Source organism: Mycobacterium sp. IDUB_24, assembly GCF_055419385.1.
Map to the genome: position 1 here is coordinate 505,468 of NZ_JBVAXO010000004.1, position 24,930 is coordinate 530,397.

Sequence of the window (24,930 nt, forward strand, 5' to 3'; positions counted from 1 at the left end):
ATCCATCACCCCGGCGCTCCCGTCAAACCGCAGAGCCCCGACGAAGTCCTGCTGTTGGCGCCGAACGTGTGGCCGCGCAACTTGATTCGTGGCGCTGACGGCGTGGTGTCGATCGCCGGAGTGGCGGTCACAGATCTGGCGGCCGAGTACGGCACCCCGCTGTTCGTGATCGACGAGGACGATTTCCGGTCGCGCTGCCGCGACATCGCCGCAGCCTTCGGTGGCGGCGACCACGTGCACTACGCGGCCAAGGCGTTCCTGTGCACCGAGATCGCCCGCTGGGTCAACGCCGAAGGCCTGTCGCTGGATGTCGCGACCGGGGGAGAGCTCGCAGTGGCGCTCCATGCCGACTTCCCGTCGGATCGAATCACATTGCACGGCAACAATAAATCTGTCGCCGAGCTCACCATGGCCGTCAAGGCCGGGGTTGGGCATGTGGTGGTCGATTCCCTGATCGAGATCGAGCGTCTGGACGGTGTCGCCGGCGCCGCGGGCATCGTCCAGGACGTGCTGGTCCGCGTGACGCCGGGAGTGGAAGCGCACACCCACGAGTTCATCTCGACCGCTCACGAGGACCAGAAGTTCGGGCTGTCGCTGGCCAGCGGTGCGGCGATCGAAGCGGTGCGCAAGGTGTTCGCCACCGACAACCTGCGTCTCGTCGGATTGCACTGCCACGTCGGTAGCCAGATCTTCGACGTGGCCGGATTCGAGGTCGCCGCCCACCGGGTGATCGGCCTGCTGCGTGACGTCGTCTCCGAGTTCGGTGTCGAGAAGACTTCGCAGATGTCGGTGATCGACCTCGGTGGGGGACTGGGGATCTCGTACGTCCCGTCTGACGACCCGCCGCCGATGAAGGAACTGGCCGACAAACTCAAGGCCATCGTGCGCAGCGAGTCCGAGGCCGTCGGCCTGCCGACTCCGAAGCTCGTGGTGGAGCCGGGCCGCGCGATTGCCGGGCCAGGGACCATCACGCTGTACGAGGTCGGCACCGTCAAGGACGTGGCGATCAGCACCACCGCGCAGCGACGTTACGTGAGCGTCGACGGCGGGATGAGCGACAACATCCGCCCGGCGCTGTATGACGCCGAGTACGACGCCCGCCTGGTGTCCCGCGCCAGCGACGCCCCTGCGACGCTGGCACGCATCGTCGGAAAGCACTGTGAGACCGGTGACATCGTGGTCCGCGACACCTGGGTCTCCGACGACGTCGTGCCCGGTGACCTACTGGCCGTTGCCGCAACCGGTGCCTACTGCTACTCGATGTCGAGCCGGTACAACCTGTTGTGCCGACCTGCCGTGGTGGCCGTGAAAGACGGCAAAGCGCGGTTGGTGCTCCGTCGGGAGACCGTCGACGATCTTTTGAGCCTGGAGGTGAGTGGTCAATGAGTGAGAAGCCCATCGGCGTAGCGGTACTGGGGCTGGGCAACGTCGGCAGTGAAGTGGTGCGCATCATCAACGAGAGCGCCACCGATCTCGCCGCTCGCATCGGCGCCCCGCTCGAGGTGCGTGGCATCGGGGTACGCAAGGTCTCCGGTGACCGTGGCGTGCCCGAGGACCTGCTCACCGACGACATCATCGAACTGGTGTCGCGCGACGACGTGGACATCGTGGTCGAGTTGATGGGTCCGGTGAAGCCGGCCCGCAAGGCGATCCTGGCCGCCCTCGAACAGGGCAAGTCAGTGGTCACCGCCAACAAGGCGCTGATGGCACAGTCCACCGGCGAACTGGCGCAGGCCGCCGAAAAGGCGCGCGTCGACCTGTATTTCGAAGCCGCGGTGGCCGGGGCGATCCCCGTCATCCGCCCGCTGACCCAGTCGCTGGCCGGTGACACCGTGCTGCGGGTGGCCGGAATCGTCAACGGCACCACCAACTACATCTTGTCCGAGATGGACAGCACCGGAGCCGATTACAGCTCGGCGCTGGCCGATGCCAGTGCCTTGGGATACGCCGAGGCCGATCCCACCGCCGACGTCGAGGGCTACGACGCCGCGGCCAAGGCCGCAATCCTGGCCTCCATCGCATTCCACACCAGGGTTACCGCCGACGACGTCTACCGCGAAGGCATCACCAAGGTGAGCTCGGCTGATTTCGAGTCCGCCCGTTCGCTCGGCTGCACCATCAAGCTGCTGGCCATCTGCGAGCGGCTCACCACTGATGAAGGCAAGCAACGTGTTTCGGCACGCGTCTACCCGGCGCTGGTGCCGTTGACGCACCCGCTCGCCGCGGTCAACGGCGCCTTCAATGCGGTGGTGGTCGAGGCCGAGGCGGCCGGCCGGCTGATGTTCTACGGGCAGGGTGCGGGGGGAGCGCCGACCGCATCGGCCGTGATGGGCGACGTCGTGATGGCCGCCCGTAACCGCGTCCAGGGTGGCCGTGGTCCGCGGGAATCCAAGTACGCCAAGCTGCCGATCGCCTCGATCGGGTTCATCCCCACCCGTTACTACGTCAACATGAACGTCTCGGACCGGCCGGGCGTGTTGTCCGCAGTGGCAGCAGAATTCTCCAAGCGCGAGGTCAGCATCGCCGAGGTGCGCCAGGAGGGCATGGTCGACGACGAGGGCCGGCCGTGTGGTGCGCGCATCGTGGTGGTCACCCACCGGGCCACCGATGCCGCGCTCTCGGAAACCGTCGAGGCGCTGGCCGATCTCGACGTGGTGCAGACCATCAACAGCGTGCTGCGTATGGAAGGAACGAACGCATGAACCCCGGGACGCAAGGAAAGACCAGCGCAGGGCCGGTGCACCGGCCCTGGCCGGGATTGATCGAGGCCTACCGAGATCGCCTCCCGATCGGCGACAACTGGACGCCGATCACCTTGCTCGAGGGCGGCACGCCCCTGATCCATGCCAAGCGCCTGAGCGAACTCACCGGCTGCACAGTGCATCTCAAGGTCGAGGGGCTGAACCCGACCGGGTCCTTCAAGGACCGCGGCATGACGGTGGCGGTCACCGAGGCACTGGCCCGCGGTCAGGAGGCCGTCCTGTGCGCCTCCACCGGCAACACCTCGGCCTCGGCAGCGGCCTACGCGGCTCAGGCCGGCATCACCTGTGCCGTGCTGATCCCGCAGGGCAAGATCGCCATGGGCAAGCTCGCGCAGGCCGTCATGTACGGCGCCAAGATCATCCAGGTCGACGGCAACTTCGACGACTGTCTGGAGTTGGCCCGCAAGATCACTGCCGATTTCCCGACCATCGCGCTGGTGAATTCCGTCAACCCGTACCGCATCGAGGGGCAGAAGACCGCCGCGTTCGAGATCGTCGACGCACTGGGCGTCGCCCCCGACGTGCACGCGCTGCCGGTGGGTAACGCGGGCAACATCACCGCGTACTGGAAGGGCTACACCGAGTACCACCGCGATGGGCTGTCGGAGCGGTTGCCCCGCATGCTCGGCACCCAGGCGGCCGGTGCCGCCCCGTTGGTGCTGGGTGAGCCGGTCAAGGAGCCCGAGACCATCGCCACCGCCATCCGCATCGGTTCGCCGGCGTCGTGGTCCGGTGCGGTCGAGGCCCAGCAGCAGTCCAAGGGCCGGTTCCTGGCGGCCACCGACGAGGAGATCCTCGCCGCGTACCACCTGATCGCCCGAAGCGAAGGGGTGTTCGTCGAGCCCGCGTCGGCCGCCAGCGTGGCGGGCCTGCTCAAGTCGATCGAGGACGGTTGGGTCAAGCGCGGCTCGACAGTGGTCTGCACGGTCACCGGCAACGGCCTCAAGGATCCAGATACCGCACTCAAGGACATGCCCACCGTCACCCCGGTGCCCGTCGATCCCGTCGCCGTCGTCGCCAAACTCGGACTGGTCTGAGCCTGGTGAATCAGACCCTGCCCGCCGGACTCACGGCCACTGCCGTTGTCGCAGCCTCCAGTGCCAACCTCGGACCAGGCTTCGACAGCCTGGGGTTGGCGCTGAGTCTGTACGACGAAATCATCGTCGAGACAACCGAATCCGGCCTCCGGCTAGAGGTTGAGGGCGAGGGCGCAGGGCACGTTCCGCTGGACGCGACGCATCTCGTGGTCCGCGCGATCGAGGCCGGGTTGCAGGCCACGGGCCACCGTGCCGCCGGCCTGATCGTGCGCTGCCGCAACGAAATTCCACATTCGCGTGGGCTCGGATCATCGGCCGCTGCGGTAGTCGGTGGCCTGGCGGTAGTCAATGGCCTTGTGGCGCAAGCTGGTTCGGATCCGATGACCGAAGATCAGCTGATCCAGCTGTCCAGTGAGTTCGAAGGTCACCCGGACAACGCTGCAGCGGCCGTCCTGGGCGGGGCCGTGGTGTCCTGGACCGAAACCGATGACGACGGCCGGCCGAGGTACCGCGCCGTGCCGGTGCGGGTGCATCCGGATATCCGCCTGTTCCCCGCGGTGCCGCAGCAGCGGTCGTCCACCGCCGAGACCCGGGCCGTGCTCCCCGAGCAGGTCAGTCACGTCGATGCCCGCTTCAACCTCAGCCGCGCCGCCCTACTGGTGGTGGCGCTGACCGAGCGGCCCGATCTGTTGATGACCGCCACGCAGGATGTGTTGCATCAACCACAACGTGCAGCGGCAATGCCGGCCTCCGCGGAATACCTGGGACTCCTGCGGCGTTGTGGGGTGGCAGCGGTGCTGTCCGGGGCCGGACCTACGGTTCTGGGCCTCAGCTCTCAGGTGGGATTGCCTGATGAGGCCATGGATTACGGCACTGCCAACGGGTTCACCGTCAGGGAGATGTCGGTCGGAGCAGGCGTCCGCTGGACGTCGGGTGTGGCCGCCAGGAATTGACGATTGAGCGGCGCGAGAAGAAGCAAACGCCACACGCCAAGCGTCCACGTTGCTTGATTACTTCACCAAAGCGAGATATTCTCGCTCTCGTCCAGCACTCGCAGGGTCTCTGCCTGCGTCGACACCAGGACGACCACCCAATCTTCTTGTGTTCTACTCGTGGACTGACGGTTCGCCTTATATCGGCGAATCCTGGCGATCGCCGTTGCGCAGGCGACGGTGTGAGCTACGCGGTCAGCGGTTCAGCTGAACGCGCATCGACCTTTGGGGAACCCTCGCACCACATGATGCGCGAGGGAAAGAAAGGAAATCCGTGACAGATACGGACCTCTTCACGGCTGACAGCGCAAATGGCGCTGGGGATCTACAGAACGCCGTGACATCTGAAAGCACTGCGACCGCTGACGCCACAACGCCGGCTGCTGCCTCTGCGCCCGGAACCGACACCGCGCGGCGCGCTTCGAGCGCCCGGCCCGCGGCGCTGTCGACCATGGTGCTGCCTGAGTTGCGAGCGCTGGCCAAGGAAATCGGCGTTGAAGGCGCGTCCGGTTTGCGTAAGAGTGAGCTGATCGCAGCTATTCGCGCCCACCGTGGCGAATCCAACGGTGCCACCACCGAGGCCAAGCAGGCCCCCGCCGCCGTCCAGCCGGACGCCGGCGCCGAGGCTGCCGAGCAGCCGGCGACGCGTCGCCGTGAGCGCCGCGGTTCTACGCGTCAGGCCGGTGCCCCGGCCGCCGATGCCGTCAAGGACGACGCCGGTAAAGACGCTGGTAGCGAGGCCGCCGGTGAATCCGCCAAGGCTGAGGCGAAGGCCGATTCCGCGGCCGAGGCCGGCGTCAAGAACGCTGAGGCTGCCGCCGAGCCGCAGGAGAAGCCGGCCAGGCAGGAAAAGCGCGACCGGCAGGATCGGCGCGACAAGCGCGAGCAGTCCGACGCGGCCAACAAGGCCGACAACAAGCAGGACGACAAGCGCGACAACAAGCAGGACCGCGACCAGAAGCAGGACCGCGACCAGAAGCAGGACCGCGACCAGAAGCAGGACCGCGACCAGAAGCAGGACCGGGGTCAGGGTCGCGAGCAGTCCGATCAGCAGGACAACCAGCAGAACCGGGGCGGCAACTCCTCTTCCAACGTCGATGACGATGGGGACGGGGACGGCCGTCAGGGCCGTCGCGGCCGCCGGTTCCGTGACCGCGACCGTCGCCGTCGTGGTGAGCGTGGCGCCGAGGGTGGCAACGACACCGAACTGCGCGAGGACGACGTCGTCCAGCCGGTGGCCGGCATCCTCGATGTCCTGGACAACTACGCATTCGTCCGCACCTCGGGCTACCTGGCCGGGCCGAACGACGTGTATGTGTCGATGAACATGGTCCGCAAGAACGGTCTTCGCCGCGGTGACGCGGTGACCGGTGCGGTCCGGGTTGCCCGCGAGGGCGAGGGTGGCGGCGGGCAGAACCCGCGGCAGAAGTTCAACCCGCTGGTGCGTTTGGACAGTGTCAACGGCGGTCCCGTCGAGGCGGCCAAGAACCGTCCCGATTTCACCAAGCTCACCCCGCTGTACCCGAATCAGCGGCTGCGCCTGGAGACCACGCCCGACCGGCTGACCACCCGCGTCATCGACCTGATCATGCCGATCGGTAAGGGGCAGCGCGCCCTGATCGTGTCACCGCCCAAGGCCGGTAAGACCACGATCATGCAGGACATCGCCAACGCGATCACCCGCAACAACCCGGAATGCCACCTCATGGTGGTGCTCGTCGACGAGCGTCCGGAAGAGGTCACCGACATGCAGCGTTCGGTGAAGGGCGAGGTCATCGCCTCGACCTTCGACCGTCCGCCGTCAGATCACACGCAGGCCGCCGAGCTCGCGATCGAGCGGGCCAAGCGCCTCGTCGAGCAGGGCAAGGACGTCGTCGTGCTGCTGGACTCGATCACCCGTCTGGGGCGTGCGTACAACAACGCGTCCCCGGCCTCGGGTCGCATCCTGTCCGGTGGTGTGGACTCCACCGCGCTGTACCCGCCGAAGCGCTTCCTCGGCGCCGCGCGCAACATCGAGCACGGCGGGTCGTTGACCATCATCGCCACGGCGATGGTCGAGACCGGCTCCACGGGTGACACCGTGATCTTCGAGGAGTTCAAGGGCACCGGTAACGCCGAGCTCAAGCTCGATCGCAAGATCGCCGAGCGCCGGGTGTTCCCTGCGGTCGACGTCAACCCGTCCGGTACCCGCAAGGACGAGCTGCTGCTCTCCACCGACGAGTTCGCCGTCGTGCACAAGCTGCGCCGGGTGTTGTCCGGGCTGGACAGCCACCAGGCCATCGATCTGCTGATGAGCCAGCTGCGCAAGACCAAGACCAACTACGAGTTCCTGGTGCAGGTCTCCAAGACTGCCCCGGGGAACATGGATGTCGACTGATCCCGGCCTGACCGGATAACGACGCGCAAGGCCCCCGTCCGCGGGGGCCTTTTGCGTGCCGTCAGGAAGTTGTCTGCGGGCGCAGTCCGGGCATCAGATAGCGCCGAACCTGGGCGAGGACCGCGTCCTCGTCACTGGGATCCAGCGTGTTGCCCGGCACCGTTGCCAGCGAGATCAACACTCGCGCAACCCATTCTGATGCTTCGGGAATGTCGATGTCGGCACGGACCTCGCCACGGTCGCGAGCGGCCGCCAGATAGGGCGACCAGAACTCGGCGAGGTCGGGGATCATGCCCTGCACGCCGGCGCCCGCACAGGCCGCGAATTCCTCGGGCTCGTCTGTCCGGAGTTTCATCAACACCGCGCCCGGATCGTCATACGCTCTGAGCCCGTTGACGACACCCCAGGCAATCTGACGGTCCAGCCCCTCGATCTGCCCGAGCATCGCCTGGGCTTCCGACCAGAACGTGTCACTGAGTCGCACGATCACGGCGCCCAGCAGCGTCACCTTGTCCGGGAAATGGCGGTACAGCCAGCCGCGGGACACTCCGGCGGCCTCGGCGACCTCCGAGACGGTGGTCGCACGAATACCCTTGGTCCGCAGGCATTCTTCGGCAGCGTCGATCAGTCGATCTCGCACGCTGCGCGGTGCCGTGGTGCTGGTCAACTGTGGCGTCTCCTGAACTCCGGGGCGATTGCGGGACAGTTAGGTACATGATTCTGCCAAGGGTGCTTCGTGTCGCGCCACATCCATGGTAGACAGTTTTTCTAATCTGTTCACCCTTCACCGAGCTTTGGGGATCATTTCGATGGCCGAAACGCTGCAGCAGTTGCTCCGGGAACGCGAAGGAGGCGACACGGTCGCCATCAGGTACGGCGACCGGAGCTGGACCTGGCGTGAGCACATCGCCGAAGCGAAGGCCCAGGCTGCAACCCTGATTGCGCTGGCCGACCCGCAGCGTCCGCTGCATGTCGGCACCCTTCTGGGCAATACGCCCGACATGCTGACCGCGCTCGCGGCCGCGGGCCTCGGCGGCTATGTGCTGTGCGGCATCAACAACACCCGTCGGGGCGATGCGCTGGCCCGCGACATCGCCCGGGTCGAATGTCAGGTCGTCCTGGTCGATCAACATCATCGTCAGCTGCTCGAGGGCCTCGACCTGCCGGGCGTCACCGTCATCGATGTATCGGACACCGCCTGGTCACCGCAGGAACTCATCCCGCACCGCGAGGTCGGGCCCGACGACACCTTCATGATGATCTTCACCTCGGGCACCAGCGGCGAGCCCAAGGCCGTTCAGGTGGCGCACTCCATCGTGTTGTTCTCAGCCGCCGCGCTGGTGCAGCGCTACGACCTGACGGAGGCGGACACGTGCTACCTGGCCATGCCGCTGTTCCACTCGAACGGGGTGTACGCCGGATGGGGCGTGGCGCTCAGCTCGGGCGCGGCCATGGCGCCGGCACAGTTCTCCGCATCCGGGTTCCTCCCGGACATCCGCCGTTACGGCGCGACGTACATGAACTACGTCGGCAAGCCACTGGCCTACATCCTGGCCACCGCCGAGCAATCCGACGACCACGACAACACCCTGCGGGTGGCGTTCGGCAACGAGGCCGCCGACCGCGACATCGACGAATTCAGCCGCCGGTTCGGGTGCAGCGTGTGGGACGGATTCGGCTCGACAGAGCTGGCGATCATCATCACCCGTTCCGAGGGCACCCCGGCCGGCAGCGTCGGCCAGGGTTTCCCGGGCGTGGCGATCTACGACCCGGAGACTCTTGAAGAATGCCCGGCTGCGCAATTCGATGACACCGGGGCCCTGATCAACGCCGAGGCCGCCACCGGTGAGCTGGTCAACACCAACGGCAGCGGGATGTTCCGCGGCTACCACAACGACCAGGGTGCGACCGATGAGCGGCTGCGCCACGGCATGTACTGGTCGGGCGATCTTGCCTACCGCGACGCCGACGGCTGGATCTACCTGGCCGGGCGCACCGCCGATTGGATGAGGGTGGACGGCGAGAACATCACTGCCGCCCCGATCGAACGAATCCTGCTACGGCAGCCGGTGATCAGCCGGGTGGCGGTCTATCCGGTGCCCGACGAGTTCGTCGGTGACCAGGTGATGGCCGCTCTCGTGCTGCGTGACGGGCAGGGGCTGACGCCCGACGAGTTCAGCGCATTCCTGGCGCAGCAGCGGGACCTGTCACCGAAATCCTGGCCGCGGTACGTGTGGCTGGCCGACGACCTGCCCAGCACGGCGACAAACAAGATTCTCAAGCGTGAACTGGTCGCCCTCGGTTCCGATCCGGTTGGCCGGGTGCTGTGGAAGCGCGACGGCACGACCTACACGGTTGTTCGGCCCGACGCGGATGGGGAATAGGCGCCGGTCATCCGGCGTTTAGGATGCTGGCGGTTGACCTGGCATAATGGACCGCCGACCCTCGGTCCCGGTTCACGTCCATCCGAATTGCGGGCGACCCGGGCCAACGATTGAAGAGGAACCATGAAAACAGGCATTCACCCCGAGTATGTCGAGACCACGGTGCACTGTGGTTGCGGCCATACCTTCCAGACCCGTAGCACCAAGCAGACCGGCCAGATCGTGGTCGAGGTCTGCTCGCAGTGCCACCCGTTCTACACCGGCAAGCAGAAGATCCTCGACAGCGGTGGTCGCGTGGCCCGCTTCGAGAAGCGGTACGGCAAGCGCAAGCCTGCCGGCGATCAGGCTGCTGCAGCCGACAAGTAGCTACGTCAACGGCGCCCGATCTGTCGCATTTGCGTCAGATCCGGGCGCTGTTCTCGTTTCACGGCGGATTTCGGGAAGGAGTGAACAGTGACCGGCACTGATACGGCCCCGGCGATCGAGGCGTTACTGGTTGAGCACGCCGACCTCGAGCGCCAACTGTCCGACCCCAACCTGCACGCCGATGCCGCAGCCGCCCGGAAGGTGGGTCGGCGCTTCGCCCAGATCTCTCCTGTCGTCGGGACCTACCGCAAGCTGGAGACCGCCCGCGGTGACCTGGAGGCTGCCCGCGAACTGGCCGCCGACGACGCCAGCTTCGCTGACGAGGTGGACGAGCTGACCGCCAAGGTCGCCGAACTCGATGCGCAGCTCACCGACCAGCTGGCCCCCCGCGATCCCCACGATGCCGATGACATCGTGCTTGAGGTGAAGTCCGGAGAGGGCGGCGAGGAGTCGGCCCTGTTCGCAGCTGATCTGGCGCGGATGTACATCCGGTACGCCGAGCGTCACGGCTGGACCGTCACGGTGCTCGACGAGACGTGGTCGGACCTCGGCGGTTACAAGGACGCCACCATCACCATCGCGAGCAAGGGCGACTCGGCAGACGGCGTGTGGTCGCGGATGAAGTTCGAAGGTGGGGTGCACCGCGTTCAGCGGGTGCCCGTCACCGAATCCCAGGGCCGGGTGCACACCTCGGCCGCAGGTGTCCTGGTCTATCCGGAGCCCGAAGATGTCGAGGCTGTCCAGATCGACGAATCCGACCTGCGCATCGACGTCTACCGGTCCTCGGGCAAGGGCGGACAGGGCGTGAACACGACCGATTCCGCGGTGCGCATCACCCACCTGCCCACCGGCATCGTGGTCACCTGCCAGAACGAGCGCTCCCAGCTGCAGAACAAGGCCCGGGCCATGGTCGTGCTCGCCGCTCGGCTGCAGGCACTGGCCGAAGAGCAGGCGTCGGCCGACGCATCGGCCGACCGGGCCAGCCAGATCCGTACGGTCGACCGCAGCGAACGGATCCGCACGTACAACTTCCCCGAGAACCGGATCGCGGATCACCGCATCAACTTCAAGGCGCACAATCTCGACCAGGTGCTCGACGGAGACATGGACGCGCTGCTCGACGCGCTGGGCGCCGCCGACAAACAGGCCCGGCTACAGCAGCAGGCATGACACCCCTGCGGCAGGCCGTCGCGGCGGCAGCAGCACGGTTGGCCGCCGTCGGCATCGGCTCCCCGCGCATCGACGCCGAACTACTGGCCGCACACGTCCTGGGTGTCGACCGCAGCCGACTGTTGTCTCTCGACGATCCCGATGAACGGTTCGAGCAGGCCTACGACGAGCTCGTCGCCGCCCGCTCCCGCCGGATTCCCCTCCAGCATCTGACCGGCACCGCGCCGTTCGGCCCGTTGACACTCAGTGTCGGCCCCGGTGTGTTCATCCCGCGCCCGGAGACCGAGGCGCTGCTCGAATGGGCCTGTGCACGACAACTTCCCGAAAATCCGGTGATCGTCGACCTCTGCACGGGTTCGGGTGCGTTGGCGTTGGGGCTGGCCGCCCAGTGGCCCGATGCCCGGGTACTCGCCGTCGAGAACTCGCCCGCGGCCCTGGAATTTGCCCGACGCAACGCGGCGGGATCCACTGTCGAAATACTGGCCGCCGACGTCACCGCGCCCGGTCTGCTGCCCGAACTCGATGCCAAGGTGGACCTGCTGGTGTCCAACCCGCCCTACATCCCCGAGTCCGCAGTCCTGGAACCCGAAGTCGCCCAACATGATCCGCCGGCCGCGTTGTTCGGCGGCCCCGACGGGATGTCGGTGATCCGGCCGATCGTCGCGCTGGCCGCGCGCTGGCTGCGCGACGGTGCGTCGTGCGCTGTCGAGCACGACGACACCACGTCCGAGCAGTCGGTCGAGTCATTCGCGCGGGACGGGCACTTCACCGCGGTCACCGCGCGCCGTGACCTCGCAGGGCGACCCCGCTTTGTGACGGCGACCCGGATTGGGAGAAGCTGAGTTGATGCGCGCACCGACCGGGGAGCCGACATGACCATCTTCGATTGCGCCGACGCCGATCAGCGTGCGGCCGGTATCGCCTCGGCGATCAGCGCGGTGAAGGGTGGCCGGCTGGTGGTGCTACCGACCGACACCGTCTACGGGATCGGTGCCGATGCCTTCGATCGGGAGGCTGTCGGCAGTCTGCTCGCCGCCAAGGGCCGCGGGCGCAACATGCCGGTCGGTGTATTCGTCGGGTCGTGGAACACCATCGACGGTCTGGTCTATTCGGTGCCGCCCGCTGCCCGCGAACTGATCCGTGCCTTCTGGCCGGGCGCACTGAGCCTGGTGGTCACGCAGGCGCCGTCCCTGCAGTGGGACCTCGGGGACGCCAACGGCAGCGTCATGCTCCGGATGCCGATGCACCCGGTGGCCATCGAGCTGCTGCGGGAAGTCGGCCCGATGGCCCAGTCGAGTGCCAACGTCTCGGGCCGCCCTGCCGCGTCGACCGCAGCTGCGGCCCACGAGCAACTCGGCGACAAGGTCGAGGTCTACCTCGACGGCGGGCCGGCCGAACAACAGGCCGCGTCCACGATCGTCGACCTCACTGGCGTCCACCCCCGCATCCTGCGGACCGGCCCGATCAGTGCGGCGGACATCGCCCGGGTCGTCGGCGTGGAAACGTCCACGCTCACAACAACACCTACGGAGTGATCTCAGCTTGCTGCAGTACGGTTCATCGGTGATGTCGGCCGGTGACGCAGTGATGCCCGCGGTCAATTCGGGGCTTCTCGCTCTGTCGGACCGGGGCGCCGGTGTACCGCTGCGTGAACTGGCACTGGTCGGGCTGACCGCCGCGATCATCACGTATTTCGCCACCGGCTGGGTGCGCGTGATCGCCATTCGGCTCGGCGCCGTTGCCTACCCCCGTGAGCGCGACGTCCATGTGCAACCCACCCCGCGCATGGGTGGGTTGGCGATGTACATCGGGGTGGCCGCCGCGGTCCTGCTGGCCTCCCAACTGCCGGCACTCACGCGGGGTTTCGTCTATTCCACCGGCATGCCTGCAGTGGTGGTGGCGGGCGGGCTGATCATGGCGATCGGATTGATCGACGACCGCTGGGGCCTGGACGCCCTGACGAAATTCGCCGGGCAGATCACCGCGGCCAGCGTGCTCGTCACGATGGGTGTGGCCTGGAGCGTGCTCTACATCCCGTTCGGGGGAGTGGGCACCATCGTGCTCGACCAGGTCTCGTCGATACTGCTGACGCTCGCACTCACGGTCTCGATCGTCAACGCGATGAACTTCGTCGACGGACTCGACGGTCTGGCGGCCGGCCTCGGGCTCATCACCGCCCTGGCCATCTGCGTGTTCTCGGTCGGACTGCTGCGTGACCACGGCGGTGACGTCCTGTTCTATCCGCCCGCGGTCATCTCGGTGGTGCTGGCCGGTGCCTGTCTGGGCTTCCTCCCGCACAATTTCCACCGGGCCAAGATCTTCATGGGCGACTCCGGGTCGATGCTCATCGGCCTCATGCTGGGCGCGGCGTCGACGACGGCGGCCGGGCCGATCTCGCAGAATGCCTACGGCGCTCGCGATGTTTTCGCGCTGATGTCGCCGTTCCTCCTGGTGATCGCCGTGATGCTGGTGCCGGCCCTGGATACGTTGCTGGCCATCGTGCGGCGCACCCGGGCCGGCCGGAGTCCGCTCAGCCCCGACAAGATGCATCTGCACCATCGGTTGCTGCAGATCGGCCACTCACATCGCCGTGCGGTCCTGCTGATCTACCTGTGGGTGGGCATCATCGCCTTCGGCGCTGCGGCGACCATTTTCTTCGATCCGCGCTACACCGGAGCGGTGGTCGTGGCGGCCATTCTGGTGGCGATCGTGGTGACGCTGATACCGCTGTTGCAACGCGGGAATGAAGGGTCCGACGACGAGCACGAAGGGGAGTACGACAAAAAGTAGTAGGCCCCGTTTTAGGGTGCCTACCATGTGGTACCGTGCTGCCAGAACCCGAAAAACCTCGCGGGTTGCCGGCCCGGCCCTTCGGTTCGACGAACCGTCAGGTGCCGATCAACGACCGACAAAGGGAGCTACCCCGTGGGTGATTTCAGCCCGCCCGTTGCCCTCCGATATTCTCGTCGGGCACGCACAGGGTTTTGCCAGGCGCTACACGTCGCCGGCGCATCCGAGGGGACAGCTTTCCGTAACGGCGGGATTGGGGTGAAGCGGTGACGACACCAGCGCAGAACGCGCCGTTGGTGTTCCCGTCGGTGGCCTTCCGGCCGCTGCGTCTCCTGATTGTTTGCGTGGCACTGTCCGCGCTGGCCATCGTGGCCGCCGGATTCGCCGGACACATCTACTTCGGAGTTTTCTTCGGGGTCGGGCTGGGCCTCGGTCTGGTCAACGCCCTGCTGGTTCGCCGGGCGGTCGAATCGATCACGGCAGAGGATCACCCGCTCAAGAAGAAGATGGCCGTGAACTCCGCGACACGGCTGCTGATCATCACTGCGATCGCACTCGGCATCGCATTTGTCTTCAAAACCTCGGGCGGCATCGCGGTGCTGTTCGGGCTGGCGATTTTCCAGGCTCTGCTGGTGATGAGCACCAGCATCCCCGTGCTGCGGAAGATCCGCTCGAACGGCCTGGATGTCTTGGATACGGAATCGAAGGGTTGAGCTGACCTATATGACTCAGACGACGACCGTGCTCGCTGCCGAAGAGGGTGGCCCCGCCATCCACGTCGGCCACCACACCATGGTGTTCGAGCTGTTCGGGATGACGTTCAACGGTGACACCATCCTGGCCACCGCGGTCACCGCGGTGATCGTGATCGCGCTGGCGTTCGTCCTGCGGGCCAAGGTCACCTCGACCGGCGTGCCGGGCGGTGTACAGCTGTTCTGGGAGGCCTTGACCATCCAGATGCGCCAGCAGATCGAGGGTTCGATCGGTATGAAGGTCGCCCCGTTCGTGCTGCCGCTGTCGGTGACGATCTTCGCCTTCATCCTGATCTCCAACTGGCTGGCGGTGCTGCCGCTGCAGTACGGGGGGCCCGACGGCGCCGCTGCCGAGTGGTACAAGCCGCCGGCTTCCGACATCAACTTCGTGCTGGCGCTCGCCTTGTTCGTGTTCCTCGCCTACCACGCCGCAGGCATCTGGCGGCGCGGCATCATCGGGCACCCGATCAAGGTGGTCAAGGGGCACGTCGCGTTCCTGGCGCCGATCAACATCGTCGAAGAGATCGCCAAGCCGATCTCGCTGGCCCTCCGACTTTTCGGCAACATCTTCGCCGGCGGCATCCTGGTCGCGCTGATCGCGATGTTCCCCTGGTACATCCAGTGGGCACCCAACGCGATCTGGAAGACCTTCGACCTGTTCGTCGGCCTGATCCAGGCATTCATCTTCTCGCTGCTGACGATCCTGTACTTCAGCCAGTCGATGGAGCTGGACCACGAAGACGGCAATGCGCACTGACCTGATCCGATAAGTCTCTACAACTACACAACACGAACCTCTGGCGGCACAGCCACCAGTTATCAAGGAGGATAAAAGGAATGGAACTCGACCCCAACGCCCTCATCACGGCCGGCGCGCTGATCGGTGGCGGTTTGATCATGGGTGGCGGCGCCATCGGCGCAGGTATCGGTGACGGTATCGCGGGTAACGCGCTGATCTCGGGCATCGCCCGTCAGCCCGAGGCCCAGGGCCGTCTGTTCACCCCGTTCTTCATCACCGTCGGTCTGGTGGAGGCCGCGTACTTCATCAACCTGGCTTTCATGGCGCTGTTCGTCTTCGCCACCCCGGGCCTGCAGTAGTCCATCAGCATGGGTGAACTGAGCGCAACGATCCTGGCTGCGAGCCAGGCAGCCGAGGAAGGCGGTGGGGGCCAGAGCAACTTCCTGGTCCCCAACGGCACCTTCTTCGCCGTGCTGATCATTTTCCTGATCACGCTCGCCGTGATCGCGAAATGGGTTGTGCCGCCGGTCGGCAAGGTGCTGGCAGAGCGCGAAGCGATGCTGGCCAAGACCGCCGCCGACAATCGGAAATCGGCCGAGCAGGTGGCCGCGGCACAGGCCGATTACAACGAGGCGATGGCCGGGGCACGCACACAGGCATCGGCCATCCGTGACGAGGCCCGTTCGGCGGGTCGCGAGGTGGTCGACGCCAAGCGTGCCGAAGCCAGCACCGAAGTGGCCGAAACCGTGCGCCAGGCCGATGAGCAGCTTGCTGCCCAGAGTGCCGGTGTGCGGCCGGGTCTGGAGTCGTCGGTGGACGGACTCTCGCGGACCCTGGCCAACCGAATTTTGGGCGTCGACGTGAAATCAGGTGGGACGCAGTAGATGTCGATATTTATCGGGCAGCTGATCGGCTTTGCTGTCATCGCATTCATCATCATCAAGTGGGTTGTGCCGCCGGTGCGGAGCCTGATGCAGAAGCAGCAGGAGGCCGTGCGGGTCGCGCTCGCCGAGAGCGCCGATGCGGCCAAGAAGCTCGCCGATGCCGATGAGATGCATGCCAAGGCACTCGCCGACGCGAAGGCCGAATCGACCAAGGTGACCGACGAGGCCTCGCAGGACTCCGAGCGGATCACTGCTCAGCTGGCCGAGCAGGCCGGCACCGAGGCCGAGCGGATCAAGGCCCAGGGCGCTCAGCAGGTTCAGCTGATGCGCCAGCAGCTCATCCGCGAGCTTCGGACCGGTCTCGGATCAGAGTCGGTGGCCAAGGCCGACGCTCTGGTCCGGGCGCACGTCGCCGACCCGGCTGCGCAGGCGGCCACCGTCGACCGGTTCCTCGCCGAGCTCGACCAGATGGCGCCGTCGGCAGTGGTGATCGACACCGCCGCCACGGCGAAACTGCGCGCGGCGAGCCGCGAGTCGCTGACGGCCGTGGTCGGAAAGTTCGACTCCGTCGCGGGCGGTCTGGACGCCGACGGCCTGACCACCCTGGCCGAGGAGCTGACCTCCGTCGCCAGGCTGCTGCTGTCGGAGCCGACGCTGAACCGGCATCTGGCCGAGCCGACGGACGAGACTGGCGCCAAGGCCGAGCTGGTCGATCGTCTGCTGTCGGGCAAGGTCGGCAGCACCACACTGGACGTGCTGCGGACTGCCGTCTCGCAGCGCTGGTCGACCGAATCGAACCTGGTCGACGCGATCGAACACACCGCACGTCTGGCGCTGCTCAAGCGCGCCGAGACTGCCGGCGAGGTCGACGAGGTGGAGGACCAGCTGTTCCGGTTCGGCCGCCTGCTCGACGCCGAGCCCAAGCTCTCGGCTCTGCTCAGTGACTACACCGCCCCGATCGACGGCCGGGTTGCCTTGCTGGACAAGGTGCTCGGCGGCAACGCGGGTGCGAATGGGACGGCAGCTGCGCTGCTGACCCAGACTGTGGGACTGCTTCGCGGTGAGCGTGCCGACGAGGCGGTCATCGACCTCGCCGAGCTCGCAGTGTCCCGCCGCGGTGAGGTGGTCGCGCACGTGACTGCTGCGGCTGACCTGACCGATGCCCAGCGGACCCGGTTGTCGGAGGTGCTCACCCGCATCTACGGACATCCGGTGTCGGTGCAGTTGCACGTCGACCCGGAACTGCTCGGTGGTCTGTCGATCACCGTCGGTGACGAAGTGATCGACGGCTCGATCTCGTCCCGACTGGCCGCCGCTGCGACCCAGTTGCCCGACTGACCCGAGCCACGAACCCCCAGGACCACCCCAAAGATCAAGGTAGGAAGACGAAAAACCATGGCAGAGTTGACAATCTCGGCTGCTGATATCGAAGGTGCCATCGAGGACTACGTATCCTCGTTTTCCGCCGACACCGAGCGTGAAGAGATCGGCACCGTCGTCGACGCCGGTGACGGCATCGCCCACGTCGAGGGCCTGCCCTCGGTCATGACCCAGGAACTCCTCGAGTTCCCGGGCGGTGTGTTGGGTGTGGCGCTCAACCTCGACGAGCACAGCGTCGGTGCCGTCATCCTGGGTGACTTCGAGAAGATCGAAGAGGGCCAGCAGGTCAAGCGCACCGGCGAGGTCCTCTCGGTGCCTGTCGGCGACGCCTTCCTCGGTCGCGTCGTCAACCCGCTCGGTCAGCCGATCGACGGCCAGGGCGACATCGCCGCCGAGGAGCGGCGTGCCCTCGAGCTGCAGGCCCCGTCGGTGGTTCAGCGCCAGGGCGTGTCCGAGCCGCTGCAGACCGGCATCAAGGCCATCGACGCCATGACCCCGATCGGCCGTGGCCAGCGTCAGCTGATCATCGGTGACCGCAAGACCGGCAAGACCGCGGTCTGCGTCGACACCATCCTCAACCAGCGTGAGGCCTGGGAGACCGGCGACCCCAAGCAGCAGGTGCGCTGCGTGTACGTCGCCATCGGCCAGAAGGGCACCACCATCGCCAGCGTGAAGCGCGCGCTGGAAGAGGGCGGCGCGATGGAGTACACCACCATCGTCGCGTCCCCTGCCTCGGATCCTGCCGGCTTCAAGTGGCTGGCGCCGTACACCGGTTCGGCCATCGGGCAGCACTGGATGTATGACGGCAAGCACGTGCTGATCGTCTTCGACGACCTCTCCAAGCAGGCCGACGCCTACCGCGCCATCTCGCTGCTGCTGCGCCGCCCGCCGGGCCGCGAGGCATTCCCCGGCGACGTCTTCTACCTGCACTCCCGTCTGCTGGAGCGTTGCGCCAAGCTGTCCGACGAACTCGGCGGCGGTTCGATGACGGGTCTGCCGATCATCGAGACCAAGGCCAACGACATCTCGGCGTTCATCCCGACCAACGTCATCTCGATCACCGACGGCCAGTGCTTCCTGGAGTCCGACCTGTTCAACCAGGGCGTGCGACCGGCGGTCAACGTCGGTGTGTCGGTGTCGCGTGTCGGTGGCGCCGCGCAGATCAAGGCCATGAAGGAAGTTGCGGGAAGTCTGCGCTTGGATCTGTCGCAGTACCGCGAGCTGGAGGCCTTCGCGGCCTTCGCCTCGGATCTGGACGCGGCCTCCAAGGCTCAGCTGGATCGTGGTGTGCGCCTGGTGGAGCTGCTCAAGCAGGCGCAGTACAGCCCGCTGGCGGTCGAGGACCAGGTCGTCTCGATCTTCCTCGGTACCCAGGGCCACCTGGATTCGGTTCCGGCCGAGGACGTCACACGCTTCGTCGACGAGCTGCTGGAGCATGTCAAGGCCAGCCACTCCGAGATCCTCAAGGGCATCAAGGAGACCAAGAAGCTCTCCGAGGAGAACGAGGAGAAGCTGGTCTCGGTCATCAATGAGTTCAAGAAGGGCTTCGCCGCCTCCGACGGCAGCTCCGTGGTGGTCAACGAGGCCGATGCCGACGCACTGGATCCCGCGGACCTGGAGAAGGAATCGGTCAAGGTCCGCAAGCCGGCTCCCAAGAAGGCCTAGGTAACCAATGGCAGCCACACTTCGCGAACTACGCGGACGTATCAAATCCGCCTCGTCGATCAAGAAGATCACGAAGGCGCAGGAGCTGATCGCCACGTCGCGGATCGCCAAGGCGCAGGCCCGGGTCGATGCGGCCCGGCCCTACTCCACCGAGATCACCAACATGCTCACCGAGCTTGCGGGTGCCAGCGCGCTGGATCACCCGCTGCTCGTCGAGCGGGAGAACCCCAAGCGGGCCGGTGTCCTCGTGGTGTCCTCGGACCGCGGCCTCTGCGGCGGTTACAACGCCAACGTGCTGCGTCGGGCCGAAGAACTGTTCTCGCTGCTGCGGGACCAGGGCAAGAGCCCGGTGCTCTACGTCGTCGGCCGGAAAGCTCTGGGCTACTACAGCTTCCGGCAGCGAACGGTGACCGAATCGTGGACCGGGTTCTCGGAGCGGCCCACCTACGAGAACGCCAAGGAGATCGCAGACACCCTGGTGTCGGCGTTCATGTCCGGCGCTGACGACGACGGCGATGACGCCGGAGCCGACGGCATCTTGGGCGTCGACGAACTGCACATCGTGTCCACGGAATTCCGGTCCATGCTGTCGCAGACCGCGGTGGCTCATCAGGTTGCGCCGTTGGTCGTCGAGTACGTCGGTGAGCCGGAAACCGGTCCGCACACGCTGTATTCGTTCGAGCCGAATGCCGAGGACCTGTTCGACGCGCTGCTGCCGCGCTACATCGCCACCCGGGTGTACGCAGCACTGCTGGAGGCAGCGGCCTCGGAGTCGGCTTCGCGCCGGCGCGCCATGAAGTCGGCCACCGACAACGCCGACGATCTGATCAAGGCGCTCACGCTCGCGGCCAACCGCGAACGTCAGGCACAGATCACCCAGGAAATCAGCGAGATCGTGGGCGGCGCGAACGCGCTGGCCGACGCGCGCTAGCCGGACCAAAGACGACAGAGCCTCGTAGGAAAGCGAAGAGAGAATGACTGCTACTGCAGAAAAGACCGCGGGCCGCGTAGTCCGCATCACCGGCCCGGTGGTGGACATCGAGTTCCCGCGCGGTGCCGTGCCCGAACTGTTCAACGCGCTGCACGCCGACATCACCTATGGCGCGCTCGCGAAGACCCTGACGCTTGAGGTTGCCCAGCACCTCGGCGACAGCCTGGTGCGCTGCATCTCGATGCAGCCCACCGACGGCCTGGTGCGTGGCACCGACGTCCGCGACACCGGCGCCTCGATCTCGGTGCCGGTCGGCGACGGCGTCAAGGGCCACGTGTTCAATGCCCTCGGCGACTGCCTCGACGAGCCCGGCTACGGCAAGGACTTCGATCACTGGTCGATTCACCGCAAGCCGCCGGCCTTCGCCGACCTGGAGCCCCGCACCGAGATGCTGGAGACCGGTCTGAAGGTCGTCGACCTGCTCACGCCGTACGTGCGTGGTGGCAAGATCGCCCTGTTCGGTGGCGCCGGCGTGGGTAAGACGGTTCTGATCCAGGAGATGATCAACCGTATCGCCCGCAACTTCGGCGGTACCTCGGTGTTCGCCGGCGTGGGTGAGCGCACCCGTGAGGGCAACGACCTCTGGGTCGAGCTCGCCGACGCCAACGTCCTCAAGGACACCGCGTTGGTGTTCGGCCAGATGGACGAGCCGCCAGGCACCCGTATGCGCGTCGCCCTGTCGGCCCTGACCATGGCCGAGTACTTCCGCGACGAGCAGAACCAGGACGTGCTGCTCTTCATCGACAACATCTTCCGGTTCACCCAGGCCGGTTCCGAGGTTTCGACCCTGCTGGGTCGTATGCCTTCGGCCGTGGGTTACCAGCCGACGCTGGCCGACGAGATGGGCGAGCTGCAGGAGCGCATCACCTCGACGCGTGGTCGCTCGATCACCTCGATGCAGGCCGTGTACGTGCCCGCCGACGACTACACCGACCCGGCACCGGCCACCACGTTCGCTCACCTGGACGCCACGACGGAGCTCTCGCGTGCGGTGTTCTCCAAGGGCATCTTCCCCGCTGTGGACCCGCTGGCATCGTCCTCGACGATCCTGCACCCCAGCGTCGTCGGCGACGAGCACTACCGCGTCGCCCAGGAAGTCATCCGGATCCTGCAGCGCTACAAGGATCTTCAGGACATCATCGCCATCCTCGGTATCGACGAGCTGTCGGAAGAGGACAAGGTTCTGGTGTACCGCGCCCGTAAGATCGAGCGCTTCCTGAGCCAGAACATGATGGCGGCCGAGCAGTTCACCGGCCAGCCGGGTTCGACCGTGCCGCTCAAGGAGACCATCGAGGCCTTCGACAAGCTGGCCAAGGGCGAGTTCGATCACCTGCCCGAGCAGGCGTTCTTCCTCATCGGTGGTCTGGACGACCTGGCGAAGAAGGCCGAGAGCCTCGGCGCGAAGCTGTGACGGTAGTCCTTCGGCGAGAGGTGGTGTGGAATGGCTGATTTGAACGTTGAGATCGTTGCCGTCGAGCGTGAGCTCTGGTCCGGCGCCGCTACGTTCGTCTTCACCCGGACCACCGCTGGTGAGATCGGCATCCTGCCGCGGCACATTCCTCTGGTTGCGGAGCTCGTCGACGACGCCATGGTGCGGGTCGAGCGCGAAGGTGAGGACGATCTGCGGATCGCCGTTGACGGCGGTTTCCTGTCGGTGACCGAGGAGACGGTTCGGATCCTGGTGGAGAACGCTCAGTTCGAATCCGAAATCGACGCCGACTCCGCCAAGCGGGATGCTGAGTCCGACGACGAGAAGACAGCGGCTTGGGGTCGGGCGCGGCTGCGCGCTGTCGGCCAGATCGACTGACGACAGAGACGACGGATGAGCGCGCCCATGATCGGCATGGTCGCGCTCGTCTGCGTTCTACTCCTATTGGTCGGGGCCTTGAGCTACCGCTTGTGGAAGTTGCGTCAGGTCGGTGGAACCGCCGCAATCCTGCGTGATTTCCCCGCCGACGGGGGTAGCGGCTGGCGCCATGGAGTGATGCGCTACCGCGGCGGGGAGGCCGGGTTCTACCGCCTGTCCAGCATGCGGTGGTGGCCTGATCGACGGTTGAGCCGACGCGGGCTGGAAGTGGTGTCGCGCCGTCCACCGCGTGGTGACGAGTTCGACATCATGACCGATCAGATCGTGATTCTCGAACTGCGCGACATCAGCCCCGAACGCCGGCAAGGCTACGAGATCGCCCTGGATCGGGGAGCCTTGACGGCGTTCACGTCATGGCTCGAATCACGGCCTTCGCCGCGGGCCCGGCGGCGGAATTACTGATCCGCTGCGGGCTGTTCGGTCTTCGCGCAAGCGCTCATCCGGTTGGTTTGGTCTTCGCGCAAGCGCTCATCCGGTTGGTTTGGTCTTCGCGCAAGCGCTCATCCGCCGGGCTTCCAGAGGACATCTCCGTCCGGGTTCGCGACCCGCGACAGGATGAACAACAGATCCGACAGCCGGTTGAGGTACTTCGCCGGCAGCACGCTGACCGAATCCCCGTGCTCCTCCACGGCAATCCAGGCCGACCGCTCTGCGCGGCGAGCCACGGTGCGGCCGACATGCAGGAGTGCAGACAGCGGAGTTCCCCCGGGAAGGATGAACGAGTTCAGTGCGGGCAACGCCTCGTTGAACTCGTCGCACCACTTCTCCAGGCGGTCGATGTAGGCCTGGGAGATCCGCAATGGCGGGTACTCGGGGTTCTCGACGACGGGAGTGGACAGATCTGCTCCCGCGTCGAACAGGTCGTTCTGAATCTGGCGCAATACCGCCAGGATTTGCTGATCGGGTTCGCCCAGGGCGACTGCGACGCCGATCGCTGCGTTGGCTTCGTCACAGTCGGCGTAGGCCGCCAACCTCGAATCATTCTTGGAAACCCTGCTGAAGTCACTCAGCCCGGTCGTGCCGTCGTCGCCGGTGCGGGTATAGATACGGGTGAGATGAACCGCCATAGCTGAACCGTACCGGGCTTGGGAACAAGCGCGCCGGGCTCGCCGGATCTGTCCGAGCAGGCGGAAACTCGACGCCAGGCTGTCTACACTAACCGGCGTGAGCGAGCGTTTCTTGGTGACCGGAGGAAACCGGTTATCAGGCGAAGTTGCTGTCGGTGGGGCAAAGAACAGCGTGCTGAAACTGATGGCCGCCTCATTGCTGGCCGAGGGCACCAGCACGATCACCAACTGCCCCGACATCCTTGATGTGCCCCTGATGGCCGAGGTGTTGCGGGGGTTGGGCGCCACTGTCGAGCTTGACGGTGACACCGTCCGGATCACGTCGCCCGACGAACCCAAGTACGACGCCGATTTCGCGGCGGTCCGCCAGTTCCGCGCCTCGGTATGCGTGCTGGGACCGCTGGTCGGACGCTGCAAGAAGGCCAAGGTTGCGCTGCCTGGCGGTGACGCGATCGGGTCGCGGCCGCTGGACATGCACCAGGCCGGGCTACGGCAGTTGGGGGCGACCTGCAATATCGAGCACGGCTGTGTGGTGGCCGAGGCCGATCGTCTGCGGGGCGCCGAGATCCAGCTGGAGTTCCCATCGGTGGGGGCCACCGAGAACATCCTGATGGCGGCGGTGCTCGCCGAAGGGGTCACGACGATCCACAACGCTGCGCGCGAACCTGACATCGTCGACATCTGCGCGATGCTCAACCAGATGGGCGCGAAGGTCAGCGGCGCCGGGACATCGACCCTGACGATCACTGGTGTCGATCGCCTCTATCCCACGCAACACCGGGTGATCGGTGACCGGATCGTGGCAGCGACGTGGGGGATAGCCGCGGCGATGACGCGCGGAGACATCTCGGTGACGGGCGTGGACCCGCAGCACCTGCAGCTGGTGCTGCACAAGCTGCACGACGCCGGCGCCACCGTCACCCAGAACGACGACGGGTTCCGGGTGGTTCAGTACGAGCGTCCCAAGGCGGTGAACGTGGCGACGCTGCCGTTCCCCGGTTTCCCGACCGACCTGCAACCGATGGCGATCGGACTGGCGGCAGTGGCTGACGGGACGTCGATGATCACGGAGAACGTGTTCGAAGCCAGGTTCCGGTTTGTCGAGGAGATGATTCGGCTGGGCGCAGACGCGCGGACCGACGGACACCATGCGGTGGTGCGGGGGATCCCGCAGCTTTCGAGCGCACCGGTGTGGTCTTCGGATATCCGCGCGGGCGCCGGCCTGGTCCTCGCCGGCTTGGTCGCGGACGGCGAGACCGAGGTTCACGACGTGTTTCACATCGATCGCGGGTACCCGTTGTTCGTGGAAAACCTGTTGAGCCTCGGAGCGGAGATCGAAAGAGTAGGGTCATAGCAGCACGCTCGAGATGGCCCGCCCGCCTCGAAATCGCGCTGACCAGCCGATTTGACCTTGCAGGCAGGCTCGGGCTAATCTTTTGAAGTCGCCGCGGAGCGGGTGAAACACCCCGGACCGGAGCGATTTGACAAGCCAGCCGAGATTCTACTAAGCTGGCGAGGTTGCCTCAGACCGGATGAAATAAGCCAAAATGAAGCAACTTGACTTGCCGGCAAGATTCCGATTAAGCTGGTGGGGTTGCCCCAAAACAGGGTGACAAAGCAGAAAAAAGTCTGTTGTTTGAGAACTCAATAGTGTGTTTGGTGGTTTTTGTTTGTTGTTTTTGGCCACATTCTTTTTCCCGTTTAGGG

25 protein-coding genes are annotated in these 24,930 nt (G+C 66.0%); 22 read left to right on the plus strand and 3 right to left on the minus strand.

The window, feature by feature from the left end:
- The 5 genes from lysA (at nt 1) to rho (ending at nt 7,168) form a co-directional block, all read left to right on the plus strand.
- The gene (lysA, locus tag ACZYZF_RS17785; RefSeq protein ID WP_463746595.1) at nt 1-1,386 is read left to right on the plus strand and encodes a diaminopimelate decarboxylase; all 1,386 of its coding nucleotides are present in this window, start codon (nt 1-3) and stop codon (nt 1,384-1,386) included.
- Nucleotides 1,383-2,702, plus strand: a complete 1,320-nt coding sequence (locus ACZYZF_RS17790; RefSeq protein ID WP_463746533.1) for a homoserine dehydrogenase — start codon at nt 1,383-1,385, stop codon at nt 2,700-2,702. The genes lysA and ACZYZF_RS17790 overlap by 4 nt, the downstream gene beginning before the upstream one ends.
- Nucleotides 2,699-3,799: a threonine synthase gene (gene thrC, locus ACZYZF_RS17795; RefSeq protein WP_463746534.1), complete on the plus strand. Its 1,101-nt coding sequence runs from the start codon at nt 2,699-2,701 to the stop codon at nt 3,797-3,799. Before ACZYZF_RS17790 ends, thrC begins: the two co-directional genes overlap by 4 nt.
- Nucleotides 3,800-3,804: 5 nt before the next feature.
- Entirely contained in the window at nt 3,805-4,752 is a 948-nt protein-coding gene (gene thrB, locus ACZYZF_RS17800) for a homoserine kinase (RefSeq protein WP_463746535.1), read from the plus strand.
- A 313-nt stretch (nt 4,753-5,065) separates the two neighbouring features.
- On the plus strand, nt 5,066-7,168 hold the full coding sequence (gene rho / locus ACZYZF_RS17805) for a transcription termination factor Rho (protein ID WP_463746536.1): 2,103 nt from the start codon (nt 5,066-5,068) through the stop codon (nt 7,166-7,168).
- Between the two features lie 61 nt (nt 7,169-7,229).
- Here the strand turns inward: rho and ACZYZF_RS17810 are convergent, their stop codons facing one another.
- A complete protein-coding gene (locus ACZYZF_RS17810; protein WP_463746537.1) occupies nt 7,230-7,835 on the minus strand; it encodes a TetR/AcrR family transcriptional regulator in 606 nt (201 codons plus the stop codon).
- 142 nt (nt 7,836-7,977) lie between these two features.
- Here ACZYZF_RS17810 and fadD1 point away from each other — a divergent pair, with 142 nt between their 5' ends.
- The 16 genes from fadD1 (at nt 7,978) to ACZYZF_RS17890 (ending at nt 22,558) form a co-directional block, all read left to right on the plus strand.
- A complete protein-coding gene (gene fadD1 / locus ACZYZF_RS17815) occupies nt 7,978-9,552 on the plus strand; it encodes a fatty-acid--CoA ligase FadD1 (protein WP_463746538.1) in 1,575 nt (524 codons plus the stop codon).
- Between the two features lie 123 nt (nt 9,553-9,675).
- Nucleotides 9,676-9,918: a 50S ribosomal protein L31 gene (rpmE, locus tag ACZYZF_RS17820; RefSeq protein ID WP_463746539.1), complete on the plus strand. Its 243-nt coding sequence runs from the start codon at nt 9,676-9,678 to the stop codon at nt 9,916-9,918.
- 87 nt (nt 9,919-10,005) lie between these two features.
- The gene (gene prfA / locus ACZYZF_RS17825) at nt 10,006-11,088 is read left to right on the plus strand and encodes a peptide chain release factor 1 (RefSeq protein ID WP_463746540.1); all 1,083 of its coding nucleotides are present in this window, start codon (nt 10,006-10,008) and stop codon (nt 11,086-11,088) included.
- Nucleotides 11,085-11,930, plus strand: a complete 846-nt coding sequence (gene prmC / locus ACZYZF_RS17830) for a peptide chain release factor N(5)-glutamine methyltransferase (protein WP_463836363.1) — start codon at nt 11,085-11,087, stop codon at nt 11,928-11,930. Before prfA ends, prmC begins: the two co-directional genes overlap by 4 nt.
- A gap of 30 nt (nt 11,931-11,960) precedes the next feature.
- On the plus strand, nt 11,961-12,623 hold the full coding sequence (locus ACZYZF_RS17835; RefSeq protein ID WP_463746542.1) for an L-threonylcarbamoyladenylate synthase: 663 nt from the start codon (nt 11,961-11,963) through the stop codon (nt 12,621-12,623).
- 10 nt (nt 12,624-12,633) lie between these two features.
- A complete protein-coding gene (locus ACZYZF_RS17840; protein WP_463746596.1) occupies nt 12,634-13,878 on the plus strand; it encodes a glycosyltransferase family 4 protein in 1,245 nt (414 codons plus the stop codon).
- Between the two features lie 266 nt (nt 13,879-14,144).
- Entirely contained in the window at nt 14,145-14,591 is a 447-nt protein-coding gene (locus ACZYZF_RS17845; RefSeq protein ID WP_463746543.1) for an ATP synthase subunit I, read from the plus strand.
- Nucleotides 14,592-14,601: 10 nt separating this feature from the next.
- Nucleotides 14,602-15,387 carry a F0F1 ATP synthase subunit A gene (gene atpB / locus ACZYZF_RS17850; RefSeq protein ID WP_463746544.1) on the plus strand — a complete coding sequence of 262 codons (786 nt, stop codon included), beginning with the start codon at nt 14,602-14,604 and terminating at the stop codon, nt 15,385-15,387.
- A gap of 80 nt (nt 15,388-15,467) precedes the next feature.
- Nucleotides 15,468-15,728, plus strand: coding sequence for a F0F1 ATP synthase subunit C (locus ACZYZF_RS17855; RefSeq protein WP_003888102.1), 261 nt, complete (start codon nt 15,468-15,470; stop codon nt 15,726-15,728).
- 9 nt (nt 15,729-15,737) lie between these two features.
- Complete coding sequence (locus ACZYZF_RS17860; RefSeq protein WP_463746545.1) at nt 15,738-16,253, plus strand: F0F1 ATP synthase subunit B; 516 nt, start codon at nt 15,738-15,740, stop codon at nt 16,251-16,253.
- A complete protein-coding gene (locus tag ACZYZF_RS17865) occupies nt 16,254-17,591 on the plus strand; it encodes a F0F1 ATP synthase subunit B/delta (RefSeq protein WP_463746546.1) in 1,338 nt (445 codons plus the stop codon).
- 57 nt (nt 17,592-17,648) lie between these two features.
- The gene (gene atpA / locus ACZYZF_RS17870; protein ID WP_463746547.1) at nt 17,649-19,298 is read left to right on the plus strand and encodes a F0F1 ATP synthase subunit alpha; all 1,650 of its coding nucleotides are present in this window, start codon (nt 17,649-17,651) and stop codon (nt 19,296-19,298) included.
- A 7-nt stretch (nt 19,299-19,305) separates the two neighbouring features.
- A complete protein-coding gene (locus ACZYZF_RS17875; protein WP_463746548.1) occupies nt 19,306-20,229 on the plus strand; it encodes a F0F1 ATP synthase subunit gamma in 924 nt (307 codons plus the stop codon).
- Nucleotides 20,230-20,272: 43 nt separating this feature from the next.
- A complete protein-coding gene (gene atpD / locus ACZYZF_RS17880) occupies nt 20,273-21,700 on the plus strand; it encodes a F0F1 ATP synthase subunit beta (protein WP_090428634.1) in 1,428 nt (475 codons plus the stop codon).
- A 30-nt stretch (nt 21,701-21,730) separates the two neighbouring features.
- Nucleotides 21,731-22,096 carry a F0F1 ATP synthase subunit epsilon gene (locus ACZYZF_RS17885; protein ID WP_463746549.1) on the plus strand — a complete coding sequence of 122 codons (366 nt, stop codon included), beginning with the start codon at nt 21,731-21,733 and terminating at the stop codon, nt 22,094-22,096.
- A gap of 15 nt (nt 22,097-22,111) precedes the next feature.
- Nucleotides 22,112-22,558: a DUF2550 domain-containing protein gene (locus tag ACZYZF_RS17890; RefSeq protein WP_463746550.1), complete on the plus strand. Its 447-nt coding sequence runs from the start codon at nt 22,112-22,114 to the stop codon at nt 22,556-22,558.
- Nucleotides 22,559-22,656: 98 nt separating this feature from the next.
- On the opposite strand, the gene ACZYZF_RS17895 is transcribed toward ACZYZF_RS17890, so the two are convergent.
- On the minus strand, nt 22,657-23,223 hold the full coding sequence (locus ACZYZF_RS17895; RefSeq protein ID WP_463836364.1) for a cob(I)yrinic acid a,c-diamide adenosyltransferase: 567 nt from the start codon (nt 23,221-23,223) through the stop codon (nt 22,657-22,659).
- Nucleotides 23,224-23,320: 97 nt separating this feature from the next.
- Here ACZYZF_RS17895 and murA point away from each other — a divergent pair, with 97 nt between their 5' ends.
- Entirely contained in the window at nt 23,321-24,577 is a 1,257-nt protein-coding gene (gene murA, locus ACZYZF_RS17900; protein ID WP_166905711.1) for a UDP-N-acetylglucosamine 1-carboxyvinyltransferase, read from the plus strand.
- Nucleotides 24,578-24,727: 150 nt separating this feature from the next.
- Here murA and ACZYZF_RS17905 read toward each other — a convergent pair.
- On the minus strand, nt 24,728-24,930 hold a 203-nt coding region (locus ACZYZF_RS17905; RefSeq protein WP_463746552.1), incomplete at its 5' end, for a hypothetical protein.

What these genes read in the sequence shown, in the direction of transcription:
- ACZYZF_RS17790 (WP_463746533.1), top strand. Translation starts at nt 1,383, where the DNA reads ATGAGTGAGAAGCCCATCGGCGTAGCGGTACTGGGGCTGGGCAACGTC.
- thrC (WP_463746534.1), top strand. Translation starts at nt 2,699, where the DNA reads ATGAACCCCGGGACGCAAGGAAAGACCAGCGCAGGGCCGGTGCACCGG.
- fadD1 (WP_463746538.1), top strand. Translation starts at nt 7,978, where the DNA reads ATGGCCGAAACGCTGCAGCAGTTGCTCCGGGAACGCGAAGGAGGCGAC.
- rpmE (WP_463746539.1), top strand. Translation starts at nt 9,676, where the DNA reads ATGAAAACAGGCATTCACCCCGAGTATGTCGAGACCACGGTGCACTGT.
- prmC (WP_463836363.1), top strand. Translation starts at nt 11,085, where the DNA reads ATGACACCCCTGCGGCAGGCCGTCGCGGCGGCAGCAGCACGGTTGGCC.
- ACZYZF_RS17835 (WP_463746542.1), top strand. Translation starts at nt 11,961, where the DNA reads ATGACCATCTTCGATTGCGCCGACGCCGATCAGCGTGCGGCCGGTATC.
- atpB (WP_463746544.1), top strand. Translation starts at nt 14,602, where the DNA reads ATGACTCAGACGACGACCGTGCTCGCTGCCGAAGAGGGTGGCCCCGCC.
- ACZYZF_RS17855 (WP_003888102.1), top strand. Translation starts at nt 15,468, where the DNA reads ATGGAACTCGACCCCAACGCCCTCATCACGGCCGGCGCGCTGATCGGT.
- ACZYZF_RS17860 (WP_463746545.1), top strand. Translation starts at nt 15,738, where the DNA reads ATGGGTGAACTGAGCGCAACGATCCTGGCTGCGAGCCAGGCAGCCGAG.
- ACZYZF_RS17865 (WP_463746546.1), top strand. Translation starts at nt 16,254, where the DNA reads ATGTCGATATTTATCGGGCAGCTGATCGGCTTTGCTGTCATCGCATTC.
- atpA (WP_463746547.1), top strand. Translation starts at nt 17,649, where the DNA reads ATGGCAGAGTTGACAATCTCGGCTGCTGATATCGAAGGTGCCATCGAG.
- ACZYZF_RS17875 (WP_463746548.1), top strand. Translation starts at nt 19,306, where the DNA reads ATGGCAGCCACACTTCGCGAACTACGCGGACGTATCAAATCCGCCTCG.
- atpD (WP_090428634.1), top strand. Translation starts at nt 20,273, where the DNA reads ATGACTGCTACTGCAGAAAAGACCGCGGGCCGCGTAGTCCGCATCACC.
- ACZYZF_RS17885 (WP_463746549.1), top strand. Translation starts at nt 21,731, where the DNA reads ATGGCTGATTTGAACGTTGAGATCGTTGCCGTCGAGCGTGAGCTCTGG.
- ACZYZF_RS17890 (WP_463746550.1), top strand. Translation starts at nt 22,112, where the DNA reads ATGAGCGCGCCCATGATCGGCATGGTCGCGCTCGTCTGCGTTCTACTC.
- ACZYZF_RS17895 (WP_463836364.1), bottom strand. Translation starts at nt 23,223, where the DNA reads ATGGCGGTTCATCTCACCCGTATCTATACCCGCACCGGCGACGACGGC.